22 protein-coding genes are annotated in these 23709 nt (G+C 39.0%); 10 read left to right on the top strand and 12 right to left on the bottom strand.

The window, feature by feature from the left end:
* Positions 1-27: 27 nt before the first annotated feature.
* Positions 28-519 (bottom strand): (2Fe-2S)-binding protein, encoded by a 492-nt coding sequence (locus IEE83_RS08035; protein ID WP_194120088.1) that lies wholly within the window; start codon positions 517-519, stop codon positions 28-30.
* A 177-nt stretch (positions 520-696) separates the two neighbouring features.
* Between IEE83_RS08035 and map the strand changes: the two genes are divergently transcribed.
* Positions 697-1461 carry a type I methionyl aminopeptidase gene (map, locus tag IEE83_RS08030; protein ID WP_194120087.1) on the top strand — a complete coding sequence of 255 codons (765 nt, stop codon included), beginning with the start codon at positions 697-699 and terminating at the stop codon, positions 1459-1461.
* Between the two features lie 10 nt (positions 1462-1471).
* On the opposite strand, the gene IEE83_RS08025 is transcribed toward map, so the two are convergent.
* The 3 genes from IEE83_RS08025 to IEE83_RS08015 form a co-directional block, all read right to left on the bottom strand.
* A complete protein-coding gene (locus IEE83_RS08025) occupies positions 1472-1927 on the bottom strand; it encodes an RES family NAD+ phosphorylase (RefSeq protein WP_194120086.1) in 456 nt (151 codons plus the stop codon).
* Positions 1928-1930: 3 nt separating this feature from the next.
* A complete protein-coding gene (locus IEE83_RS08020; protein ID WP_194120085.1) occupies positions 1931-2440 on the bottom strand; it encodes an Xre family toxin-antitoxin system antitoxin in 510 nt (169 codons plus the stop codon).
* A gap of 78 nt (positions 2441-2518) precedes the next feature.
* Positions 2519-3433, bottom strand: a complete 915-nt coding sequence (locus IEE83_RS08015; protein WP_194120084.1) for a sugar phosphate isomerase/epimerase family protein — start codon at positions 3431-3433, stop codon at positions 2519-2521.
* 129 nt (positions 3434-3562) lie between these two features.
* Between IEE83_RS08015 and IEE83_RS08010 the strand changes: the two genes are divergently transcribed.
* The 4 genes from IEE83_RS08010 to IEE83_RS07995 all read left to right on the top strand — a co-directional run bounded on the left by IEE83_RS08010 (position 3563) and on the right by IEE83_RS07995 (position 8433).
* Positions 3563-4057, top strand: coding sequence for a VOC family protein (locus IEE83_RS08010; RefSeq protein WP_194120083.1), 495 nt, complete (start codon positions 3563-3565; stop codon positions 4055-4057).
* A gap of 64 nt (positions 4058-4121) precedes the next feature.
* On the top strand, positions 4122-4814 hold the full coding sequence (locus IEE83_RS08005) for a molybdopterin-dependent oxidoreductase (protein ID WP_194120082.1): 693 nt from the start codon (positions 4122-4124) through the stop codon (positions 4812-4814).
* Between the two features lie 38 nt (positions 4815-4852).
* Entirely contained in the window at positions 4853-5200 is a 348-nt protein-coding gene (locus tag IEE83_RS08000; RefSeq protein WP_228101721.1) for a Rha family transcriptional regulator, read from the top strand.
* A gap of 632 nt (positions 5201-5832) precedes the next feature.
* The gene (locus IEE83_RS07995) at positions 5833-8433 is read left to right on the top strand and encodes a hybrid sensor histidine kinase/response regulator (protein WP_194120081.1); all 2601 of its coding nucleotides are present in this window, start codon (positions 5833-5835) and stop codon (positions 8431-8433) included.
* A gap of 8 nt (positions 8434-8441) precedes the next feature.
* Here IEE83_RS07995 and IEE83_RS07990 read toward each other — a convergent pair whose 3' ends face one another.
* From IEE83_RS07990 to ruvC, 8 genes are all read right to left on the bottom strand, one after another.
* Positions 8442-9866: an amidohydrolase family protein gene (locus tag IEE83_RS07990; protein WP_194120080.1), complete on the bottom strand. Its 1425-nt coding sequence runs from the start codon at positions 9864-9866 to the stop codon at positions 8442-8444.
* A gap of 120 nt (positions 9867-9986) precedes the next feature.
* The gene (locus IEE83_RS07985) at positions 9987-10823 is read right to left on the bottom strand and encodes a helix-turn-helix transcriptional regulator (RefSeq protein ID WP_194120079.1); all 837 of its coding nucleotides are present in this window, start codon (positions 10821-10823) and stop codon (positions 9987-9989) included.
* A 194-nt stretch (positions 10824-11017) separates the two neighbouring features.
* On the bottom strand, positions 11018-12592 hold the full coding sequence (locus IEE83_RS07980; protein WP_194120078.1) for a DHA2 family efflux MFS transporter permease subunit: 1575 nt from the start codon (positions 12590-12592) through the stop codon (positions 11018-11020).
* 74 nt (positions 12593-12666) lie between these two features.
* On the bottom strand, positions 12667-13779 hold the full coding sequence (locus IEE83_RS07975) for an HlyD family secretion protein (RefSeq protein WP_194120077.1): 1113 nt from the start codon (positions 13777-13779) through the stop codon (positions 12667-12669).
* A 69-nt stretch (positions 13780-13848) separates the two neighbouring features.
* Complete coding sequence (locus tag IEE83_RS07970; RefSeq protein WP_228101720.1) at positions 13849-15180, bottom strand: TolC family protein; 1332 nt, start codon at positions 15178-15180, stop codon at positions 13849-13851.
* Positions 15164-15805, bottom strand: coding sequence for a TetR/AcrR family transcriptional regulator (locus IEE83_RS07965; RefSeq protein ID WP_194120076.1), 642 nt, complete (start codon positions 15803-15805; stop codon positions 15164-15166). Before IEE83_RS07965 ends, IEE83_RS07970 begins: the two co-directional genes overlap by 17 nt.
* 284 nt (positions 15806-16089) lie before the next feature.
* The gene (locus IEE83_RS33535; RefSeq protein WP_194120075.1) at positions 16090-17196 is read right to left on the bottom strand and encodes an acyltransferase family protein; all 1107 of its coding nucleotides are present in this window, start codon (positions 17194-17196) and stop codon (positions 16090-16092) included.
* Between the two features lie 99 nt (positions 17197-17295).
* Positions 17296-17883, bottom strand: a complete 588-nt coding sequence (ruvC, locus tag IEE83_RS07955) for a crossover junction endodeoxyribonuclease RuvC (protein WP_194120074.1) — start codon at positions 17881-17883, stop codon at positions 17296-17298.
* Positions 17884-17890: 7 nt separating this feature from the next.
* Here ruvC and IEE83_RS07950 point away from each other — a divergent pair, with 7 nt between their 5' ends.
* The 5 genes from IEE83_RS07950 to IEE83_RS07930 all read left to right on the top strand — a co-directional run bounded on the left by IEE83_RS07950 (position 17891) and on the right by IEE83_RS07930 (position 23662).
* Positions 17891-18892 (top strand): lysylphosphatidylglycerol synthase transmembrane domain-containing protein, encoded by a 1002-nt coding sequence (locus tag IEE83_RS07950; RefSeq protein ID WP_194120073.1) that lies wholly within the window; start codon positions 17891-17893, stop codon positions 18890-18892.
* Between the two features lie 43 nt (positions 18893-18935).
* On the top strand, positions 18936-20087 hold the full coding sequence (locus IEE83_RS07945) for a glycosyltransferase family 2 protein (protein ID WP_194120072.1): 1152 nt from the start codon (positions 18936-18938) through the stop codon (positions 20085-20087).
* Between the two features lie 119 nt (positions 20088-20206).
* Positions 20207-20443, top strand: a complete 237-nt coding sequence (locus IEE83_RS07940; RefSeq protein ID WP_194120071.1) for a hypothetical protein — start codon at positions 20207-20209, stop codon at positions 20441-20443.
* 741 nt (positions 20444-21184) lie between these two features.
* Positions 21185-22090: a helix-turn-helix domain-containing protein gene (locus IEE83_RS07935; RefSeq protein WP_194120070.1), complete on the top strand. Its 906-nt coding sequence runs from the start codon at positions 21185-21187 to the stop codon at positions 22088-22090.
* Between the two features lie 198 nt (positions 22091-22288).
* Positions 22289-23662, top strand: coding sequence for a TolC family protein (locus IEE83_RS07930; protein WP_310588483.1), 1374 nt, complete (start codon positions 22289-22291; stop codon positions 23660-23662).
* Positions 23663-23709: the final 47 nt, after the last annotated feature.

Genomic DNA, 23709 nt, shown 5'->3' with positions numbered 1-23709 from the left:
TGTCTGTAATTTGCTGTTTGTGAAAAACTATCTTTTCCCGATGCCCTTTTCCTCAACTTTGATCGTTTCCGCGGCACGGTGAATTGCTTTACGGATACGGTCATACGTTCCGCATCTGCACAAATTTCCACTCATGGCAGCATCAATATCCTGATCATTCGGACTTGCATTTGTTTTAAGAAGAGCTACTGCGGACATAATTTGTCCTGATTGGCAATAACCGCATTGCGGTACTTGTTCCTCTATCCAGGCTTGTTGGATAGCGTGCAGTTTGACATCACCAATCCCTTCAATTGTCGTTATCTTTGTGTTTTTACCAACACTGGAAACTGGTGTTTGGCAAGAACGTGCGGGCTGGCCATCCAGATGAACCGTGCATGCACCGCAAAGTGCCATTCCACATCCAAATTTAGTCCCTTTTAAGCCAACAACGTCTCTGACTACCCAAAGCAAAGGCATGTCATCTTCCACGTCGACTTTTACTTTTTTACTGTTAACTGTTAAATTATATATCGCCATAGTAATTGGAATTTTATCGGTCCAAAGCTATCTAAAAGTAGTAAAAAATTATGACAAGATAAAACCCTGATTCCGAGTATCGTTTTGACTTGAAAACTCGCTGGCTAAACTAAATCCTATGCTTTCGTGTTGGATTTTAAGAATAAAAATTAAATTATCAAGTCGGAAAGCAGCGTTATGTTAATTTCATCAGCAGCAGAATTAGAAGGAATTCAGAAAATAAGTGAGGCAGTTGCTACTACATTAAAAGAAATGCGGAATTTTGCCAAACCAGGTATGACCGCAAAGGAACTGGATGATTTTGGAGGAGAAATTCTAAATTCATTAGGGGCAAAATCAGCTCCAAAACTTACTTATGGATTTCCTGGGTGGACCTGTATTTGCGTCAACCATGAAGTTGCCCATGGAATTCCTTCTGCTGGAAAAATATTGAAAGAAGGTGACTTGATCAATGTCGACGTTTCAGCTGAGCTTAACGGATTTTGGTCGGATAATGGCGGCTCTTTTGTTTTGGGTGAAGATAGTAACAACCACCAAAAGCTGGTGAATGCCTCGAAGAATATTCTTCACAAAGCGATCTATCGTATCAAATCTGGTGTTAAAGTTTCGGATATAGGCCGGCTAATTGAAGTCGAAGCGAGAAAGGCTGGTTACCGTGTAATCAAAAACCTGGCCGGACATGGTGTGGGAAGAAGTCTGCACGAAGATCCGCATGAAATCCTTAACTGGTGTGATAACGATAACAAACAACGTTTTAGAAAAAACACGGTCGTTGCAATAGAAACCTTTATTTCCACAGCCTCAACAATTGCTGAAAAAGGAAAAGATGGCTGGACATTATTGGGAAACAAAGGCGGATATGTTGCGCAACATGAACATAGCATTATTGTAACAGATGGGAAGCCTGTAATTTTGACTGCGGTAAATGGGATTTGGGATTAAATTTTAATTTCTACAATCTGGTATCCCTAAGATAATCTTCAACGGCTATTACTTTAACCAAATCGTAATATCCTGGAAATAATGGATTAAGAATAAAATTATATTCCTGTGGCATTACGGCACTTCTAGCCTTAATCCCTATGTATTTTCTTGTTTTAAAAATTTCATCTCCCTTTTCTTTTAAAGCAAGATTTTCTGTAATTCGCCAGTCTTGTGGCAGGTCTTTATCCTCTATTTCGCAGAATGGAGCTGAGCTATCAACTTCAATAGTCATTACAAATAAGTTAGGAGGTAATTCTGTTTCGTCCACGTGTACCAGCAATTCCAACATAGCCAGTGCACGACTCTCACTTGTATATAAACAAAAAATGCCCTCACTATTCCATCTTCCTCCTTCGTTAGCCGCACCCTGACCACTCAAATCGTTAGCACGTTCCCGCTTTTTTGCAATCCTGTATACAATCATATATCAAGAATAAACACCATCTTCAATACGACCCAATATCTGATTTACTAGCTTGATACCAGTTGGGGTGTTTAAAAGATCAAATGGCCTTTGCATATTAAGTGCCTTATTCTCTTTGTGAAGCCAGCGATTTAGTTTTTCCGAATCTTCAAAAACTGACAATCCTTTGGCGATTGTATTGGCTATCTCAATTGACAAAGATGAAACAAGATCTCCAAAGACATCAGTCTTTTTTTTGCGCGCCAAGGTTTTATACGAAAGGCTCAACAATACTGCCATGTCTTTCATGGGAACGTCCATAACATTCGCCAGATTTTCAATGGATAGCTTTGGCACTCCTTTACCACTTGCAATTAAAAAATCCAAACCTGATACGGGTTCGTTTAGCATAAACTGCTTGCCGCCTAAAATCATCCACGTAATTTCATTTGCCGGCGCTTTCCTTCGAAGGACTACGGCCAGGTCTTCACCAAGTTTGGATGATTTACTGTTAATTTTGATTGATGATTGCATAAATGGACATTTTACCCAAATATACGGATAAAATGTCCATTTATCAATTTTCTTTTATCTGGCTTGCTTAATTTCCCCTCAAATTCCCTCAGTAACTTTCTTCATCTTCTCCAAACCAGTTTTCGCTACCAGCAAAGCATCCTGCGCATAGTAATCTTTGTTAAAAACTTCAAAGGAAAGAATAACTGGTTTTTCAGGATTTTTAAGTGTTTGAAGTAGTTTTTTTAATGGAGCCGTTCCATCTCCCGGATATACTCTGTCAGCATCCACAATGGTTTCTCTTGGCGGAGTTGCCGGATAGTCATTGATGTGAAAAATCTCGATCAAAGGTTTTCCCACATCTTTTACACTATCCATTCCCGAACCTCCTTTATGCAAATGATATACATCCATCAAAACTTTGGCCGACGGATGGTTTGATTCTACCGCCACATAAAGCAACTCTCCAACCCGGCTGAGATTTTTGGAAAAACCCCAAAGTTCGAGATGGGGAACTACACCTGTCTGATCCCCCAGTTCAAGTATTTTGCGATAGCGTTCTGCCATTTTAGGTAGTTCAAGAATTTCACCGGTAGTTGCGCCCATAGGAGGTGCAGCAACTCTTGGACAACCAATTTGGGCAAGCTGATCCATTTCCATCTTCAATTGATCTAAAGCTTTGGAACGCGCAGCCTGATCGTCGACAATCCAGGTAGCAAAACCGATGGCATCTTCCACTTTCAATCCAAGATCGTCAATAACACGTTTTGCTTCTGCAAGTGTTCCGCCGGTTTTAAGATAATCCTGCAAAGTACTGATCCATATTTCTACGGATTTATAGCCCGCTTTCGCAGCTACTTCCAGCTCTTTTTTAAAACCAAGTTTATGACCACGCAACGTGCTCATGTTGAGCGAGTATATAAAGGAACCTTGTTTTTCTTTTTTTATTTCCACTGGTATTACGGTGGCTGTTGATACTGCCAAAACGGAAGTAAGGGCTTCTCTGCGATTCATCAGGAAAGTGTTTTTATCTAATTGATTTTTTAACAAAGAATATTCGGGCAGATTTTTACCGGTGAAAGTTCAAATTTGATTGTTAAATTAGGGTTTACATTTCTTGTTGCTCAATATTTTCAAATACTTATGTCGTCCGAAGAATATACATTGCCTGCCCAAACGCGTATCGGTCACGTGCATCTGAAAGTTTCAAATCTTGAAAAATCACTGGATTTTTACTGCGGACTTCTGGGTTTTGAAATCATGGCGCGCTATGGTGACCAGGCAGCATTTATTTCTGCCGGCGGCTATCATCATCACATTGGACTAAACACCTGGTATAGCAGAGGATTTCCTCCTGCCAGTCAGCAAGGCGTTGGTTTATTTCACACTGCAATTTTATATCCCACACGCAAAGATCTTGCTGCCATTTATCAAAGATTGAGCAATGTGCATTATCCATTAAGCGGAGCAAGCGATCACGGTGTTTCAGAAGCCTTATACCTCAATGATCCTGACAACAATGGCGTGGAGTTATACTGGGACAGACCAATGGAGCTCTGGCCAAAATTAGAGGATGGATCTTTGGAAATGTATACGCGGACACTTGATATCAACGGATTACTAAACGAATTGAAATAATTTAAAATTTATTTAACATTAAAAAATTATCTTTAAATATTCTCCAACTTTCACTGCTACACCCATGTCCGAAGAAAATAAGCTCGATAAAATCATAGATGCAAGAATGAAACTTAAGGCGCGGTTTGAGGAAAAAATGCTGCAAACGCCCTCAGTATCGGATAGCAAGCCAATGGGAACTGGTGAAATCAACAGACATGGTATGCCCAAACTGCCGATCGGACAAATAAAAACAGTGAAATGGCCGGTATTAGACCTGGGATTTAAACCTGACATTTCACATCAGCAGTGGAAGTTAACCATAAACGGAGAAGTGGATTCCCCACTGGAATTGAGCTGGCAGGATTTCATGAACCTGCCCCAAACAACTGATGTAAGCGATTTTCACTGTGTGACAACATGGTCGCGCATGGATGTTCCCTGGGTTGGGGTGAAACTTGCGGATTTGGCTGCACTGGTGATGCCGAAGTCTACGGCAACTCATATCCTTTGTTACGGATACGATAAATACACGACAAATATTTCAATCGAAGAGGCATTAAAAGATGATGTTTTGCTTGTGCATTCTGCCGATAACAAACCTTTGGAACGTGATCATGGCGGACCGGTACGCATGATTACACCGCAATTGTATGCGTGGAAAGGTACCAAGTGGATTAACAGGATAGAGTTCCTAAATAAAAACAAGCCTGGTTTTTGGGAGGTAAGAGGCTATTCCAACACAGCTTATCCATGGAGAAATGACCGTTACAGTTGAGAAAATAATTCTCCATTCTAATCCCATTTTAACATGGTATGATATTTGTCATAAATGAGGTTATTAACAAATCACAGATAGGCATGTATTTCGTATCATACAATAATGGGAAACCTACAACCTCCTCTTCCGCAGTAGCTGATCAGTTCGGGAAGTCTCATAACGACATTTTAAGATCAATTGAGAAACTGGAGTGCAGCAAGGAATTCAAAAAATCGAATTTCTTTCCTTCACCAAGTCTTTGGCCATCAGGTAAAGCAGATCCATCTATTCTTATTACAAGGGAAGGTCTCGTACTTTTGGTCATGAGTTTGGAAAGTGCCGCGCCGGTTTCATTTCGAGAAAATGTGATTGCAAAATTTGATGGAATGGCTTCATTCCTGTAATAATACTTCGTTGTGAATAATGTTACCCGATTTTGTAAGGATCTGGTAACATCCGCTTTTTGGAAAATAGAAATATCCTTCCGATAGTGTGAAATAATTGTTACAGAATACGATATAGCTTATTAGCATTTATTTGCAATAGTATTTTGCCAAGAATATTTATCAAAATGAAATCTTTCATTTTGATAACTGTGTAGCTCCTTTAAATTTCTTTAACAGTAAAGAAGTTATTCAGGTTTTGATTGCTTCTGACTTTAAAGTGCCTCGATTAATGGTTTTTAGCTAAGACCTAATATAAACACCAATGATGGTCTTTATATTACATGCATTCCTTTCTTTCATATAGATACTACAAAAAGTTGATTGTGGATGCTTATCCATTACCTGTATAACGAATTTTCTAGAAACCTTCGGGTTTTGATGAATTACAGCAAATGATTAAAACCATCGTGGACTACTGGAAAAAATGAATAGCTCCCAATCGTTATGCCAACTAAGACGGCTAATTCTCTTCCGGCTTTTAATTAATTTCCGAACCAACAGGATTTAACTTTGCCCAAGTCCAAAATATTTTTACTTTCCCGGTAACAATATTACATTTGGTAAAGCTCAACGGAAATTATTTTCTTCACATGCAGTCATCAATAAAAGACAAAGCTCTTCGGTGGTCTTACGTTAGTATCTTCATCGGCTTGATCTTGATCTTCGCATCCCAATATTTTGCATATAAAAATGTACAGGATTTGTCGCTGCACAACCAGGGAGTAAATGTTACCATTGGCATACTAAATCAAACTGCAAATTTCGGATTATCGACTAAAGATATTCAATCGAATATGCACGAGTTCGTAATCACGGGAAATGAAAAGCTACTGGATGATACTTATGCCAAAAAGGTTAAACTTTTGGGCATGAGTGACACGCTTTTCAATTTGGTAAAAAATGATAAAATCCAGACTGAAAGGGTTAAAGAATTATTAGACATTTCCGGTAAAATTGTTGAGCATACACATGCGGTAATGACGGTTTACCGCAAAGAAGGCACACAAAAAGCTTTTGATATGATTCAAAAAGGAGAAGGATTAAATTTAAATCAAATCCTGATGAATAAAATTGAATCTATTGAACAAGCGGAGAACAGGCACCTGGAGACACAAAGAATGCTCATTCAGAAAACCCAGAAGAAGACCACTCTTTTTATTATGGGAACCAGCATCTTCGGCTTTTTCCTTACCGTTCTCTCAATCGTTTCTTTGATATGGAACCAGAAAAAACAACGTCAGCTGCAACTTGAAATCAGACAAAAAGAGCGGTTATTGTATCAATACATTGAAGCAATTCCAGACGGTGTCTTGGTACTGGATACTAATAAAGAAATTGTACTTTTAAACCAGTCGGGAAAGGAGATTCTGGGTCTGAACAAAGACAAACCGCTGACAGAGCAGATGAATGAAATCATGCTCCTTGACCCTTCGCGGTATAATATCCGGTTTACATCCGATACATTGCCCGTCAGTGAGGCGCTGGATGGTGTAAAATCTACGGGGAATAAAATTGATCTTCTCAAAGATAATACGCTGTATCACCTTGAAACCAGTGCCCGGCCAATCCTCGGTCTGGATGGAGAAATTACAAATGCCATTACTGTTTTCAGGGACATTACGCAACGCGCCAATTATGAAACGGCGTTGGAAAAAGCACGTTCTATCGCTGAAAAATCCGTTCGGGTAAAAGATATTTTCCTTTCAAACGTCAGTCACGAAATACGCACGCCTCTCAATGCCATTGTAGGTTTTACCAATCTGCTGGAAGAGCAGGTGAAGGATCTAAAAAGTGGTGATTACGTCAGTTACATAAAAATCGCCAGTAAAAATCTTCTGGACCTGATCAACGATATTCTTGATTTCTCCAAGATCGAAGCTGGACAAGTAATTTTGGACAAAACCAATACTTCGATACTAGAACTGGCTGATTCAGTTTCTGTCATTATAAGCCAGCGGGCCAGCGAAAAAGGAATTGGGTATGAAAAAATTCTTTCGCCGGGATTGCCTCATATGATCGTTTCAGACAAACTACGGTTGACTCAAATCTTACTTAATGTTTGTGGAAATGCGATAAAATTTACAGAAAAAGGATCCGTGAAATTAATTGTTGATCCGATTTCAGAATTGAAAGACGATACGCAAACCATTCGGTTTTCAATCATTGATAGTGGAATTGGGATTCCGGAAGATAAAATAAACCAGATTTTTGAACGTTTCGTCCAGGCATCAGAAAGTACAACACGATTATTTGGTGGCACCGGGCTTGGGCTGAGTATTGTAAAATCGCTCGTTCATTTACTTGGAGGGACAATACGGGTTGAAAGTGTTCTTGGAAAAGGAACGACATTTATTCTTGAATTTCCCTTTGAAGTTGTAACAGATCTGACAGAAATGGAAGTCACTGATGATTCTTCGTCGGTTATTACTCCAATCGGTGATATACGGGTTCTAGCGGCTGAGGATAATCTTCTAAACCAAAAATTACTGGAAGCAATTTTTGAACGCATGTCGATACCATTGACAATTGTACATAACGGCCAGGAGGCAATTCATGAACTCGAAAGAAGAGATTATGACCTCGTGTTGATGGATATTCAAATGCCGATTATGGATGGTTATACCGCGATCAGAAAAATAAGAAGCGATATTTCTCAAACCGTGCCGATTATTACAATGACGGCTCATGCCATGGTTGGAGAAAAGGAAGAATGCCTGAGCATAGGCGCAAACAGTTATATTTCAAAACCTTTCCGGGAAAACGAATTGTTACATGCTATTTCAAATCTGACCGGCAAACAAAACCTAAACTACAAAGAAATGAATCCAGCCAATCTTAATGGTGAAAATTCCCAGGATTCGGGAATATTGAACATGACTTATCTGAATGAAATTACCGGAGGTGATGCCGAGCTGAGAGATGAACTTATCTCTCTTTTCGAAAGTGATTTGGGGTCACAATCAGAATTAATTGTCAAGGCAGAGGAATCTGGTGATAATGAAAAATTACGTCAGGTAATACACAAATTCAGATCTTCACTATTTTCCGTCGGCCTACTTTCTACGGCGGATAAATTCAAAAAAATTGAAGGAGATTTGAAAAATAATATACGTCCGGTGGATTTAAAAGAACAATTAAGACAACTTTCACTCGAAGCAGAAGCTGGCTTAACTGAACTTAAAAATCTATAATATTTCTTTTAAAGACCGGCAGCTGTTTTCTTTTTTACATCTTCCAAAGTTGCTTTGACATCTGATTGAGTCATTGGCTGACCTTTTACTACAACGGTGTAAATTTTTTGAGTTGAAGAAATGTTTAAAAGCGGGTTTTCATCTAATAAAAGAATATCCGCTTTTTTACCTTTTGTCAAACTTCCATACTGACTTTTGTTTAAGAAAAGTGCCGGATTAATGACAGACGCCTGCAAAGCCTGAAGCGGTGTTAAACCTGCTGCAACCATCAGTTCAAGTTCCTTATGAAGGCCGATTCCCGGGTAAGTGAATGAATTCAAATAACCTGCATCAGTTCCTGCCATGATTTTTACACCAGCTTTTTGGAGCAAAGGAATCGGAGATTCGGATTTTACGTTCATCGCTTTTCTGAACTTTATGGCTTCGTCATCATCTTTGATTACACGATCAATTCGCATTTGATATGTTTTTTGAAGGCCTTTTCCGATGTATTGCAGGTAAGCGTCGTTCTGGTGATTATCTTCATCAAATCTGGCTAAAAGGTGCGGAAGTGAAAGTGTTGGTGTAACATAAATATCGTTTTTTGCCATTTCCTGATATACTTTCATGGCCGTTTTTTCATCAAAACCAGCCATGATTCTTTCGCTAAGTTCTCTGCCTTTCAGTTTTCCTGTGGACGATAATACAGCAATTTCCTTTTCATTCTTTGTACCTGCCCGCAATACGTAAGACATATGCTCGATAGAGCTCAATCCGGCTGCCATAACGTCCTGCATCGTAAGGGACGATGGAATATGTCCTGAAACTTTGTATCCTCTTTTTCTTGCCTGACGAACTGCTTCCAAAAACAATTCCGGTTTCATCGTATTGTCGGTGATTTTTACAAAATCAACTTTTAAACCATCCAGTGAATCCAGCGCTTTCGGAATTTCTTCGGCCGTGTCAATTTCAATATCTCCCAGCCAGACAGATTTGTAACCTTCAAGCTTCGGGCCTGATGTGAAAATCGTTGGACCAGAAAGTGTTCCCGCTTTGATTTCTTCACGCCATTGCAAAACACTATTGCTGATATCCGCGGAAGCATCACGAACCGTCGTGATGCCATGAGCCAGAAATAATGGTAGCAGGTTTTTGTTTTCCTGGATCAAAGCTTCGCCGCCGCCAAAGTGCATATGCATATCCCAAAGTCCCGGAATGGCATATTTTCCCTGACCAGAAACACTCCTTTCAGCCGTAACATTTGCGGCAGTTTTTTGATTATAAACGCCGGTAATGACATCTTTATCAACAGTAATATATTGATGAGGAATAATTTTTCCGGTTTTTACATCAATAATATTGACATCAGAAATGATCAGATCCGCTTTTATTTTTTGGGAAAATGATGAAAATGCAATCAGATTGATGAGGAGGCAAATGCATATCTTTTTCATAATAAACTATCGGAGTGAATTTAAATTATCAGTAAAAAGTCAGGAATGAATTGTTAAGTCACAAAATTACTTGTACCAAAATTAGTGTTATGGCACAGGTTAGCACTTTCATAGTACAGATTACTGATTTCTCCGGAAAGACAACGGCGTTTGTCCTGTGAATTTTTTAAAAAACCGTCCAAAGTAGGAAGTATCATTAAAACCCAGTCCAAAAGCGATTTCCTTGATATCAACATTTGTCAGGATCAGCATACGCTTGATTTCCAGCAAAATCCTGTCCCGGATATGTTCACCAGCCGTTTGTCCCGACTCTTTTTTACAAACTGTATTCAGATAATTTGCTGTGACGTGAAGTTTGTTAGCGTAAAATGCAACTTCGTTATGCTGTTGATAATTTTCATCCAGAAGTGATGCAAAATTTTGAAGCAATCTGTTCGGTTTCACGACATAAGAATCCTGATAACTTTCATCATACCAGCGCCTTAAAAGAGACAAAATGATAAGAAGTCTGTTTTGAATAATAGCATCCGTATAAGGTAAAGAAATTTTCAACTCCTTTTCCATTTGCCTGATTTCGGAGGTTAGCTGATCATAATATTCCTGATTGACAGGCAGAAATGGAATTGATTTTGTTTTAAAAAACGGGTTTTCAATTTTATAATTTTTAAGAAAATCAGCCGGGAAAAGAATTTGGTATCCGGTAGTTTCTGGTGAAAGATCCCAGTGATGCGCTTGTCCGGGCGCAAGAAAGAAAATAGTATAATCACTAACCTCATAATTTTCAAAATCAATGGTGTGTGTTCCGCTGCCCTTTTCAACAATCAAAAGCATGAAAAAATCATGTTTATGCGCTTCCCTTATCAACGGCATATTGATGGGCTGATGATGCATAATTCTAAAACCTTCTGTGGCGGCCGGAACCTGAATTATATTATCAATTCCCAAAGTTGGTAACATGGATCGATCAGGATTCAATTGAGGAAAAAATGATTATCATAAACTTACATACAAATCAGGAATTAGTTTACAAAAGAAGCAAGGGAGGGATAGTATGATAAAAAATTCAATGATTTTAAAAAAAAAGAAGCTTCCCTATAATGGGAAAGCTTCTTTGAAACTACTACTATACCAAATTTAACAAACACTTCTTTTTAATGTACTGATGAGGGATCTATCTTCGTTTTTCCTGGTCTTGTTATTAAAACGAACGGGACACAGAATAAAAACAGACATCCCAGGAAAAGAAATACGTCCATATAAGACAGCACTGTGGCTTGCTTGTAAACACTGTATTCTAGCATTTGATATCCACTTTTCAAAGCTACGTCAGGGGACATTCCTTTGCCCATAAAGTTTCTCTGTAAACCTTCAACACGTTGCTGCACAGCTGGATTATTGATATCCAGACGACTTACAAGATCGCTGCGGTGCTGCATATTTTGCCTGGCTATGTAAGTAGTAATTACCGCCACACCGAACGATCCCCCAAGCTGACGCATCATACCTGTAAATGCAGCACCTTCTCCAATTTCCCGACCTTTCAAAGTTGACAAAGCCAAAGTTGAAATAGGTACAAAAAGGAATCCCAAACCTGCTCCCCTGACGATCAGCATCCAGAAAAATGCATCTTTACTGGTGTCAGGAGTAAGTATATTGTAACCCCAGAAACTATATATAAAAAACACGACCATTCCGCCTGCTACCAGATATTGCTGCTTAACACCGCGCTGGATAAGTTGCCCGACAATGGGCATACAAAATGCTGTCACAAGCGCGGCGGGGACCATCAACATACCCGACTGTGTCGCTGTCCAGCCCAGTGTTGCCTGTGTGTAAAGCGGAATGATAAATGTTGAACCGTAAAGACCAAACCCTAATACAAATGATAGAACGGTCCCGACCATAAGATTACTATTTTTTAGTACTCTTAACGCCACAATCGGATTTTTGTAACTAAGCTCACGCCAGATAAAAAAGAAGAAGCCGAGCACTGCAAGGATTGAACAGATTACAATGATCTCGTCATTAAACCAGTCATCTTCCTGACCTTTTTCCAAAACGTATTGTAAAGATCCAACTGCAAGTGCCAACAGACCAATTCCCCACCAGTCAATTTCATTGGCTGATTTTTTCTCTGAATATTTTGGGCTGCGGATAAACTGCAATGTTAAAAGTGCAGCGATAATCCCTAATGGGATATTGATGTAAAAAATGTAAGGCCAGCTGTAATTATCTACAATGTATCCACCCAGCGGAGGACCTAACGTAGGACCAACAATAACACCTAAACCATAGATAGCCTGCGCCATTCCGCGTTTTTCGGGAGGATAACTTTCCGTAATTAAAGTTTGGGCAGTAACAAGTAATGCACCACCACCAAAACCCTGGATTAAACGGAAAAATACAAGTTCCCAGATATTATCCGAATTGCCGCAGCAAAAAGATGCTACTGTAAAAATGATGATCGAAGCGGCGAAATAATTCCGACGGCCAAATTGTTGTGAAAGCCAGCTTGTCATTGGTACTATGATTACGTTACCAATGGCATAAGCTGTAATTACCCAGCTCACTTCAGAAAGAGTTCCACCCAAATTCCCCCGCATATCATTCAAGGCCACGTTCACAATCGTCGTATCGACAATTTCCAGAAGCGCACACATTACGGCTGTGATTGTAATGATTACCCGTCGAAAGCCGTACTCTACCAGGGATGGTTGTAATTCCATATGCTAATTATTTTATTGATGAGAAGATAATCAGGTGAGTTTGCCGGGCAAACTCACCATTTAATTCCTGCATCTTAATCCAGCTCAACATCTACAAACACATTCATTCCAGGGCGCAGACGTTGAATAAATTCATCTCTGCTTTCTTTAAATTCTATACGAATCGGCAGACGCTGAACAACTTTTACAAAGTTACCACTTGCGTTATCAGGAGGCAATAGTGCAAAACGTGCTCCTGTTGCAGGAGAGAACGATGCTACTTTTGCTTCAAAAACGTGGTCAGGATATGCGTCAATATGCACTTTAACGTTCTGACCAAGTTTCATTTTTGTAAGCTGAGTTTCTTTAAAGTTTGCCACAACCCATGGCTGAGAACTTGCGATGATACTGAAAAGAGATTGTCCGGCCTGTAAATATTGTCCCAATTGCGCGTTCACTTTTGAAACGTGTCCGTCTGTTGGTGCAGTGATAATTGTGTATGACAAATTTAGTTTTGCATTGTCAATATCAGCCTGACGTGCCTTAATATTTGCATTAACAACACCTGTCTGGCGTGAAGTGGCAGCTGTTTGAGAAGTTGCTGCTTTTGCCTGACGTTGTGCTGCGTTTTTCTGAGAAATTAAAACCTGCAACTGACGTTCAGCCGTTTGTTTTGTTGCCAAAGCCTGTTCGTATTCCTGTTGTGTGATCGAGTGATCTTTGATCAGATTTTCATATCTCGCAAAATCCTGGTTCGCTCTCCATACACTTACTTTTGCCTGCTCAATTTGTGCTTCTGCAACTTCAACGTTAGCAACATAAGTGCTTCCGGTTGCTGCCGATGCCGTTGTTGTAGCATTTGCTACAACTAAATTTCCCTGAGAAGCATACAAATTAGCTTCTGCCTGTTCAAGCTTAATTTGCTGATCACGATTGTCAAGTACAATAAGCGTATCGCCTTTGTGAACCAGCTGGTTATCTTTTACTCTGATTTCTGTAATATATCCTGAAATACGTGGGATTACCGGGCTGATGTCAGCATCAACCTGTGCATCATCAGTTTCTTCATGGTGCAATCCGTGGTTGTATTTTGTATAACCCCAGGTTCCTCCCACAATAACAAGAACTGCCAGGATGATTGGGAAAGTGTAACTTTTCTTTTTAGGTGCTGGTTCGTTTGCAACGCCTGCTGTTTGATTGGTCTCCATAATCTTTGGAATAATATAATGTTAGAAAGTGCGAAGGAGCTGGCAAGATCCGCCGCTGTTAAAATTTGGTTAGTTAATAACTCCGGCTGTTTGTTCAAGCTTTTTGTAAGCCACGATCGCATCAGCTTTTGCAGCAGCATAGTTAATTTTAGACTGAACCTGCGCCACATCGGCATCAAGTAATTCAGTGGTAGTTACCAGGCTGTTGTCATATTTATTTTTTGTGATCCGGTAATTTTCAGTCGCCTGCTCTACCGCTTTTTCGTAAACCTCAATTTTCTTTTTACTTAACACATAATTGTAATAGGCAGTGTTAATGTCCAGATGCACACGGTCAAGTAAAATTTCTTCATTGGTTTTTAGCTGGTAAAGTCTTGTTTTGGCTTCCTCAATTTTCGAACCCGTTTTCCAAAGCGAAGCCAGATTGTAGCTAACCCCGATTCCTGCATTAAATGCATTTGGAACCGTAACAAAACCCGGAATACTTAGCGCAACATAACCACCAGTAAGGGCTACGCTTGGATAAAGATCAGATTTTGCAACGTGAATATCTGAGCCTGCAGCTTTCTGACGAACTGCGATGGCGGCCATATCTTTTCTGTGTGTGATTGCGGTTTGTTCCCAGTCCATTGCATTTCCCGCATCTTTCAGTACTTCAAAACTTGCTGAATCTGCCGCGATCGGGGTATCTTCCGGCAAGCCTAAAATCAGGTTCATGTTAATGGTTGTGATTTTCAAATCATTTTCAGCATCCATTAATGTTAATTGAACGTTAGATTCCTGCAACGTCGCTTTCAATAAATCGTTACGGGCGATAATTCCGTTTTTTTCTCGGTTTGTGAATTCCGTCACACGTTCATGTTCACGAACCAGGTTTTCCGCAACAAGATCAACCGATCTCTTTGCTTTATACAAATTACTATAAGCCATAATTGCGTTCTGGATCACGGCCTGACGATCCGTTTCTGCATCCAGTCTTGATGCTTCCTGCAAATATTTTGCAGATTCAAGGCTATATTTATATCGAAAACCTGAAAAAAGAGGTACCGAAGCACTAGCCATTCCATAAGCTACGGAGTTAACATGCAGTGAACTCATTCCTGTACTGCTTGTATCGCTTGACGACGATTTCAAATTAATATTCGGTGTATTTAATCTCAAATAAGAAGCCGAAACACTAAAACTTGGCAACTGGTTGTCTTTAATCTGGCGGATATTAAGTCCGGCCAAATCAACATTAGACTGACTTAATTTCAATTGTTTACTATTTTTCAGACTAAGCTCTACGGCTTCTTCCAGGGTAATATTCCGGATTGTCTGCCCGAAGGAATGGGAGGCGGAAGCGATCAGAATTAAACCGACTGCCACAAAAGCCATTCTTCTACTACTCGATGGTCTCATATGCTACTGTTGCTTTAAAGATACTTTTTAAGTGTTTGCTCAATTGTTTTTTCAGGGTTTTGTCAAATTCTTCCTGCCCTAACGATTCAAGATTATTTATTTTTCGATAAAAAGATTGTGTGGTAAGTACGTGGTTAACAGTTCCGTAAAGTGTTGCTGAAAGTAAGGAAACATCTATACCTTCTCTAAAATGTCCTTTAATCTGACCTTCACGAAGAATACTGTTGATTCCCTCCCAGTTTTTAAGTTTTAATTGATATATCAGATCCGATATCACCTGCGTACGTTCTTCACCTGAAAGCTGCTCGCGCAACATAATATTATGAAAGCACTGGTTTCCCAACAGGCGATCGATAACTCCGTCAATCAAAATATAAATTTTTTGAAGCGGCGAAAGATCCTCGTTAGAAACAATGTTTTCCATTCTTTCTGCCGATTCTACAAACCGTACTTCAAAAAGCGCCTCGATCAACTTCTCCTTTGAACCGAAATAATATGAAATCATCGAAACATTGATATCAGCTTCATGCGCGATATCGCGGATCGACGTCCCTGAAAAGCCTTTACCCGCAAAAAGCCTCTCCGCTACCTGAATAATCTGTAATTGTTTTGCGTTGTATTCCATTTCATCTGATCCTCAGCATATTAGTGATTAAATTTCAATTCTGTGCTGAATGATGTACAAATGTAATATGAGAAAAATTATAAATCAAACGTTTGTTTGATTTATCTAAACAAACGTTTGATTTATTCAAGCATTCATAGGATAAGTACCATTAAAATTATATTAAAGTATAAATCAACTAGGATATGAAATTTAACTGGGTTTACCCGGCTCCTCAAATTTCTGTGCCAGTTTACCTTTTAATTCACATCTCAACAATAATGTATACAAGTATCTGCTTAGGCTCAATTGAGAGATCGGCTATTAATCGATCTGGAAGATTTAGTTGTGGAAGTTTCGGCTTTTATTCCTAATACGGGAATTCGATAAAAATGTAAAATTTTTATAAATGCCGTGGTCAAAATGTAGCACAGTATGAACTGAATTATGAAAATTAATAGTACCAGCCAGAAACTGTCAATCGGGTACCAACCTTTATAATTCATCCATTCAATTATAGGACGCACCAAAAACATGACAAAAAATATGTGATACAAATAAATACCATATGTTTCCTGCCTGGGTTTAAGGATAAAAAAAGATGGCTTTTCCGGACAAATCCGTATCAGAAGGCAAAAAACTAAGACACCATAAATCTGATTAAAAAAACGCAGATTATTAAAGTAGAAGGTATTGTGGTTAATTAACAATGCGTAGGATTGTTTAGAAGCCAAGACAAAGGCAGCAACAATTAGACCAATTAGGACATCTATCCGCCATTTTTTTATTTTATCAATCAGTTTTTTCTCATTGATTAATATACCAAGCCAGACATAAAACGCAAAGGCAAAAAAGGCAGTAGTATGATCCTTTGTCTGACTACTCGGTGAAAATGTATAAAAAATCGTGATTAACAGAAGTAAGGAACCAAACCAGATTTTGTTCACAAATTTGTGAAATACAAGTATGACAATAAGAGCGATCAAATAGACGGGTATATACCAGTATGGCGAGTAAAAAAGTATATAAACAGCAATTTTAAAAGAACTTATGTTAGAATGCTTCATCAACTTTGCCACATCTCCATAAATTGACAAAAAGATTAGATAGATTGAAAAGGAGATCAGGTAAGGTATAATAATCACCTGAAGCCTCCGGATAAGAAATGTAATCGGCTTCACGACCTTTAATTGGTCAGCCAATAAGATCCCTGAAATCATAAAAAATGATATGACAGAGAACTTAAAGATCTGTTTGAAACCAATGTAAACCGCCAAATATTCTGGCCTAAAAAAAAGAGAAGTAAAAGCAATATTTCCAGGAAAAACATCTGTATGGGCCCATACAATTCCTGCCATCGAAAAAAAACGTATAAAATCAACAAACGGGTAAATTCTCTTATTACTATGCATGAGGAGGGTTTTGTCTTAGAAACCGCCTCATTAATCAGCATAGCCTATCGTTTGATGCGGGTTGACTAAATTTACAAATATCTTTTATAATATTTGCTATTATTTAACCCGGTTAGGATTTTCACTGACAAAAGCGCCCCATCCTCCTTTTTTCGATTTTTTGCTGCCAGCAGACGAAGCGGCCGCAGCCGGAGTATTTGCATGATAATGATGACAAATGGCAATCGCTATGCCATCTGTTGCATCCATAAATTCCTTGCTAAGTTCCATTTTCAGGATTTTTTCCAGCATGTAGGCAACCTGTTCTTTTGAAGCCGCTCCGCTCCCTGTCACAGACTGCTTTACTTTTTTAGGAGAATATTCAACAATTGGAATATCTCTTGCCAAGGCAGCGGCCATTGCAACACCTTGTGCCCTACCCAGTTTCAGCATGGATTGAGGGTTTTTTCCATAAAAAGGATCTTCAATGGCCATCTCATCGGGCAGGTAATCGTCGATCAATTGAGAGATACGTTCAAAGATTTTCTTCAACTTCAATTCATGGGTAGTATATTTGCTGAGATGAATCACACCATACTGAACCAACGTAATCTGTTGTCCTTTTACCGATATCACCCCATAACCCATTACCTGTGTTCCGGGATCAACTCCAATAATCACCTTTTCGGTAGCGTCGGCCTGCTGCATTTTTATCATGGTGCAAGATAAGCAACTCTCTTCTCCAAAAGAAAAAACAACCTGGCGAAAGCTTTTTTGGGTGGTCAAACTTGTAGTGACCTTATTGATCGTCAGCTACATTTATCACACTTTCGAAAATGAACAAAAAGGGATTCAGGATATTGGACTGGTGTATAAAACCATTTTTGCCGAAAATCATATTTTAATTATCTGCCTTATATTAATTCTGGTACCCGTAAACTGGGCATTGGAAAGTTTGAAATGGCAGCGATTGGCAAGAAAAGCAGTTCCAGTCAATTTCTGGGAAGCGTTTCGGGGCACTTTGACCGGACTCGCCATTGGCGTTGCAGCACCTGCCCAACTCGGCGATACCATAGGAAGAGTAGCTTCCCTCCGCTCCCACGACAGGTTGAAAGCAATCGGTGCTGCGCTGGTTTCCAACGGTATTCAATTCTACGTTTCTATCATCGGCGGTGGAACCGGCCTTCTCTGGGTTGGCGAAAAACTCGGACTTTCCCCTCTTGCAAAATCAGTTCTCAATACCTTACTTATTGTATTAATTATACTGGCGGTGCTGATCGTTTCGAGACGAAGAAAGTTGTCGGAATGGAAAACTGAAAGAGTATTTCTAAAAAAGCTTTTGTCTTATTTTGAAATAATAGGAAGATATAGTGCTACGGATCTTGCTGTGGCCACTGTGTTTGGTACGCTGCGTTATCTGGTTTTTCTGTCTCAATTTGTTCTGGTTTTATCGCTTTTCGATTTTGGACTGAGTTATGCAAATCTTTCAGCCTGCGCTGCGCTCATTTTTCTTGCCAAAACACTTATTCCTGCGGTCAATGTTTTGGGCGATCTCGGTTTGAGAGAATTCACAGCGCTATTCGTTTTTAAACAATACAATTTACCCGCCGAGCAAATCATTGCCGCCACATTTCTGGTATGGATAATCAACGTTCTTGGCCCGATACTCGTTGGAATTTTCTTAATATGGAAGTATAAATGGAAAGGCCTGAAATGAGCTTTGAAATTTTCATTTTCCCCGCTTTTTAACAAAAATAAAAATGTTTGAGCAATACATCGCTTCGTGGATGGTGCCCCTTTTATGGATTTTGATTTCGAGCTATGGATTTTTTACAATCCTATTATATGTACTCTGGAAATTCCTCCCTTCTGAAAACAAAAAACAAAGCAATACTTCTAATTTCTTATCTGTCATCATTCCCGTCCGTAACGAGCAGGACAATATTGAAAACCTGCTTAACGATCTTGAAAAGCAAAGTTTTCCATACGAGCGTTTTGAAGTATTGGTTGTAGACGACGGATCAACGGATCAGACTTCCGTCATTGTAAAAAGACTTAGTTTACATTCAGCATGTAATATTTCTTTGATTTCACTAACAGATACACCAACCAGTTCTCCTAAAAAACGCGCAATTGAAACAGCTATAACCGAATCAAAAGGAAATATTATTGTAACAACCGACGGCGACTGTCGCGTACAACCCGGATGGCTCCAGGCAATTTCCGATTGCCAGATGTCATCAAAAGCAAAACTAATCAGCGGACCAGTGACTTTTTTTAAGGAATCTTCTTTCACAGATTATTTGCAAACTGTGGAATTTTCAAGTCTGATCGGAAGCGGAGCCAGTGCTATTGCGGCAGGATTTCCTTCTCTTTGCAACGGGGCAAATCTGGCCTATGAAAAAAGTGCATTTTTTGCTGTTGACGGATATGATGGTGTGAGACATATAGCTTCCGGTGACGATGAATTTTTAATGCACAAAATCGCAGCAAAATATCCGGGAGGAGTCAAATTTTTAAAAAATCCGGAGGCCGTTGTTTCTACAAAAGCACACTCCGAATGGTCTCTTTTTTTCAAACAAAGAAAACGCTGGGCCAGTAAATGGAAACATTATCAGAACAAGACGCCACTTTTTCTTGCACTTTATATTTTTGCATGTAATCTTTCCATGATTGTCGCATTGGCATTATGCCTGACGAAAAATATAACTGCTCAAAACTTTGGAATTTTGCTGTTGATCAAATGTGCCCCGGAATGGTTATTTTTGGGTACAGTTCTACATTTTTTGAGAAAATCTGTGTCCATTTTCTTCATACCGTTTACTCAAATCTTCTACCCATTCTATGTATGTTTTTTTGGTTTAATTGTACAAAAACCAGAATATGAATGGAAAGGACGAAAACTGATCTAAATTTTTTAAAAAACCTTTCATTAAATCCAATCGGGCACGGTTTTCGTAAATATGCTGCGAACAGAAACGCAATGGGCCTGGTAACACCCATTTTCTGACAAACTAACCATCATAAAAACATGAACAGTATTTTATCATTTTCAAAACGTTGCCTGGATGCACTGCTGTGGTCCCTTGGATTATCCTCGGTTGTGCTTGTTTTGATGCTGGGTTTTTACATCTGCTGGACGCAGCCATTGTCAAAAACTCCGAACGTTACGGTGGCAGAAAAATCTGTAAAACAACAGCAGGTTCAATCTATTCAAAAAGCATCAGTACCTTTAATGGATAAACGTTCTATTTATGCAGGAATGTAATTTCAGGTAATTCAAATTCTGCTTTTAAATGAATCGCCCAGACAAGTAACCAATTTTTAATCTCCTCTTTCCGTTTAAATTACTCAGGTGCATATTTACTGCAAAGTTCTGAATCAAGACAAAAATTGCAGTACCATATTCGCCCTGACTTCTTTCCTGACCGATTTAACTCAACGTCTTACTGCTTGAAATTCTTAAATTAAAAGGTTGTGCTAAATCTTCTATATACATTGTAGAAGATTAACTAAATATTGCTTGACATTAATATAACGATTATGTAAGTTTGATCACCTAAATAACTCATCCTTAACTTTATGTTATGAGAGAGCATAGAAATAATCCACGATCAAACTTTGAGGAATTTACGCCCGGTAAGTCCGCTCAAACCGGTAAAACATATGCATGGAAGCCAAAAGATGATATTCGTATCAGCGAGCTGGCCAGATGTATTAATTTTGTATCTCATCCGATCTGTCACGATTTATCTTTGATTGATCCCGACTGTTTACGGCATTTTGAAATTATTGATTCCTGATCATTATTTAAACCGGATTTATATCCGGTTTTTTTGTTTAAATACGTGTTTGAGCCTTGCCAGTGCTGTTTTTTAAAGTTTTTATAAAAAATGGGTTTTGGAATTTTGTAACTTAAGCACGCCAAAAAAAATTAATTTAATATTAAAAAAACCGTCAATATTCGCTAATCTTTGCTGCTGTTATTTGAATTTCATAGCTTTATGGCATGATAATCAGTGAATCAATCGACGATTTTTACAAATCACATCCTGCTGCCAAACCCATTCTGGCGGATTCTAATAACGCACAACAAACACAAGGACACTTCAATGTATTTTCACGGAAATTTTGCAATCGTTATAATGCATACAGCCGCAGAGATTACTACAAAATTTCCCTTATTATTGGAAAGGGAAAATTGCTTTATGGAGATACAAAAATTGAGATAAACCAGAACGCTCTTGTCTTTTTCAACAGGAATGTTCCTTACTCCTGGGAAAATATTTCGGAGAACCAATCTGGTTATTTTTGTCTCTTCAACGACGAGTTTCTGAACGGAATGAGTCGCACAAAAAGTTTTATGGATTCGCCCATTTCTAAAATTGATACAATTCCCGTATTTTTCATAACAGAACAGCAGGAAAAATATCTTTTGGATTTATACCAAAAAATGTGCGCTGAGGTCGAATCCAGCTATGTTTACAAGTACGAGCTTATCAGAAACTATGTAAACCTGATCATTCACGAAGCCGTAAAAATGCAAGCTTCTCAAATAAGTGACAGTCATATAAATGGGTCGAGCCGTATCACTTCTTACTTTGTTGAGCTGATGGACAGGCAATTTCCAATTGATTCTCCTGAGCATAAATTACAGCTCCGCACAGCAAAAGACTATGCACAACGGTTATCAGTTCATATCAATCACCTGAACAGGGCGTTGAAAGAAGTAACCGGTAAGACTACAACAGAACACATCACAGAAAGATTAATACAGGAATCTAAATTATTATTAAAAAATTCCAATTGGAGTATCTCCGAAATTGCTTATTGTCTTGGATTCGAATATCCTGAGTATTTCAACAATCTTTTCAAGAAGCAAACCGGAATAACACCAAATTCATTTAGAAAGTGAATGTTTGAATTTTACAGTTTATTATTTGAAATACATAGTAATAAGTGCTTTGCCTTATAGTACTTTTGTAACCTTAGAATACAAGTTTAGAAAATGGTTAAAATGAAATTGAATTTCGCCCTAAGTCCCTATCAGACTTCAATAATCTTCCGGTCTTCTTGCTATTTGCCCAATTTGATAAAAAATAAAAGTCTATTCGTGCTTGTCATTCTGAGTTTTCTTTTTTCCGGGATAAAAACAAAAGCACAAACACTCACACTTCCTGATGCTATTGCAACGGCCAAAAGTAATTATGGTACGTTGAAAGCAAAGGCAAATTATATTAATGCTTCGAAGGCTTCGGTAAGTCAAAGTCAAAAAGATTACCTGCCTAATCTCAACCTTTCCCTTCAGCAGGATTATGGTACTGTAAATGGCCAGAATGGTCCTTTATATGGTTTGGGAGGACTTGGTGTGGCCTCATCCGGTTTGCCGCTTGGCAGCCAGAACTGGAATTCAGCTTTTGGTGCCATGTACCTTACAAACGTCAACTGGGACTTTTTTGCTTTCGGGCGTGCAAGAGAAAAAATAAATGTGGCGAAGTCTACCGTTGTTCGTGATCAGAGTGATCTCGATCAGGAATTATTTCAGCACGAGGTCCGTGTTGCGGCTGCTTACCTGAATTTACTCGCTGCACAACGACTGACCAAATCATGGCAGAATAACCTGGTGCGTGCAAGTGCACTTAAAAACGTGGTTGTAACAAGAGCCAAAAACGGATTAATTGCAGGGGTCGATTCTTCACTTGCGAACGCGGAAGTTTCTAGTGCAAAAATAGCAATTACGCGTGCAAGAGATTTTGAACAGGAACAAGCAAACCGATTGGCAGTTTTGATGGGTGTTGAGGAACAAAATTTCACATTGGATACTGTTTTTATCACTAAAATCCCTATTTCTTTCAGTGACTCAATTAATAATTCCAGTCCAGATCACCCGCTTCTAAAATATTATTCTAATCGTATAGCGCTTAGCAACCAACAGGCGAAATATTATCAGACACTCGCCTACCCGACATTTTCGGCATTTGGTGTTTTTCAGACAAGGGGTTCCGGATTTAATTCCAACTATGCGAGCGATCAGCATTCCTACACACAGAATTTTTATGATGGCGTAAAACCTGTAAGATCGAATTATCTTTTTGGCTTGGGTATCGTCTGGAATATGACCAGCGTCCTTCGTATCCGTCATCAGGTTTTAGCGCAGAAATTTGTTTCCAATGCCATGCAAAATGAGTATGATCTTGTGGACCAGCAAATTAAAAACCAGCTCCTTTTATCGAACAATAAGATAAAAAACGCACTCGATAATTATCAGGAGGCACCGGTCCAGATTAAATCTGCTTCTGACGCATTCATCCAGAAAAGCACGCTGTACAAAAACGGGCTAAGTAATATAGTTGATCTTACCCAAGCCTTGTATGTTTTGAACCGAGCGGAAACTGACCGGGATATTGCATTTAGCAATGTTTGGCAGGCGCTTTTGTTAAAGGCCGCCGCCGCAGGAGATTTTAGTTTATTTACCAGCAGTTTTTAGATTGTTATGATCAGGTGATATCATTTTCACAAATGACTCCTGCCGCA

Origin of the sequence: Dyadobacter subterraneus (genome assembly GCF_015221875.1) — a bacterium.
Classification (GTDB): Bacteria; Bacteroidota; Bacteroidia; order Cytophagales; family Spirosomataceae; genus Dyadobacter; species Dyadobacter subterraneus.
This window is presented reverse-complemented; position numbering and strand designations above follow the sequence as displayed.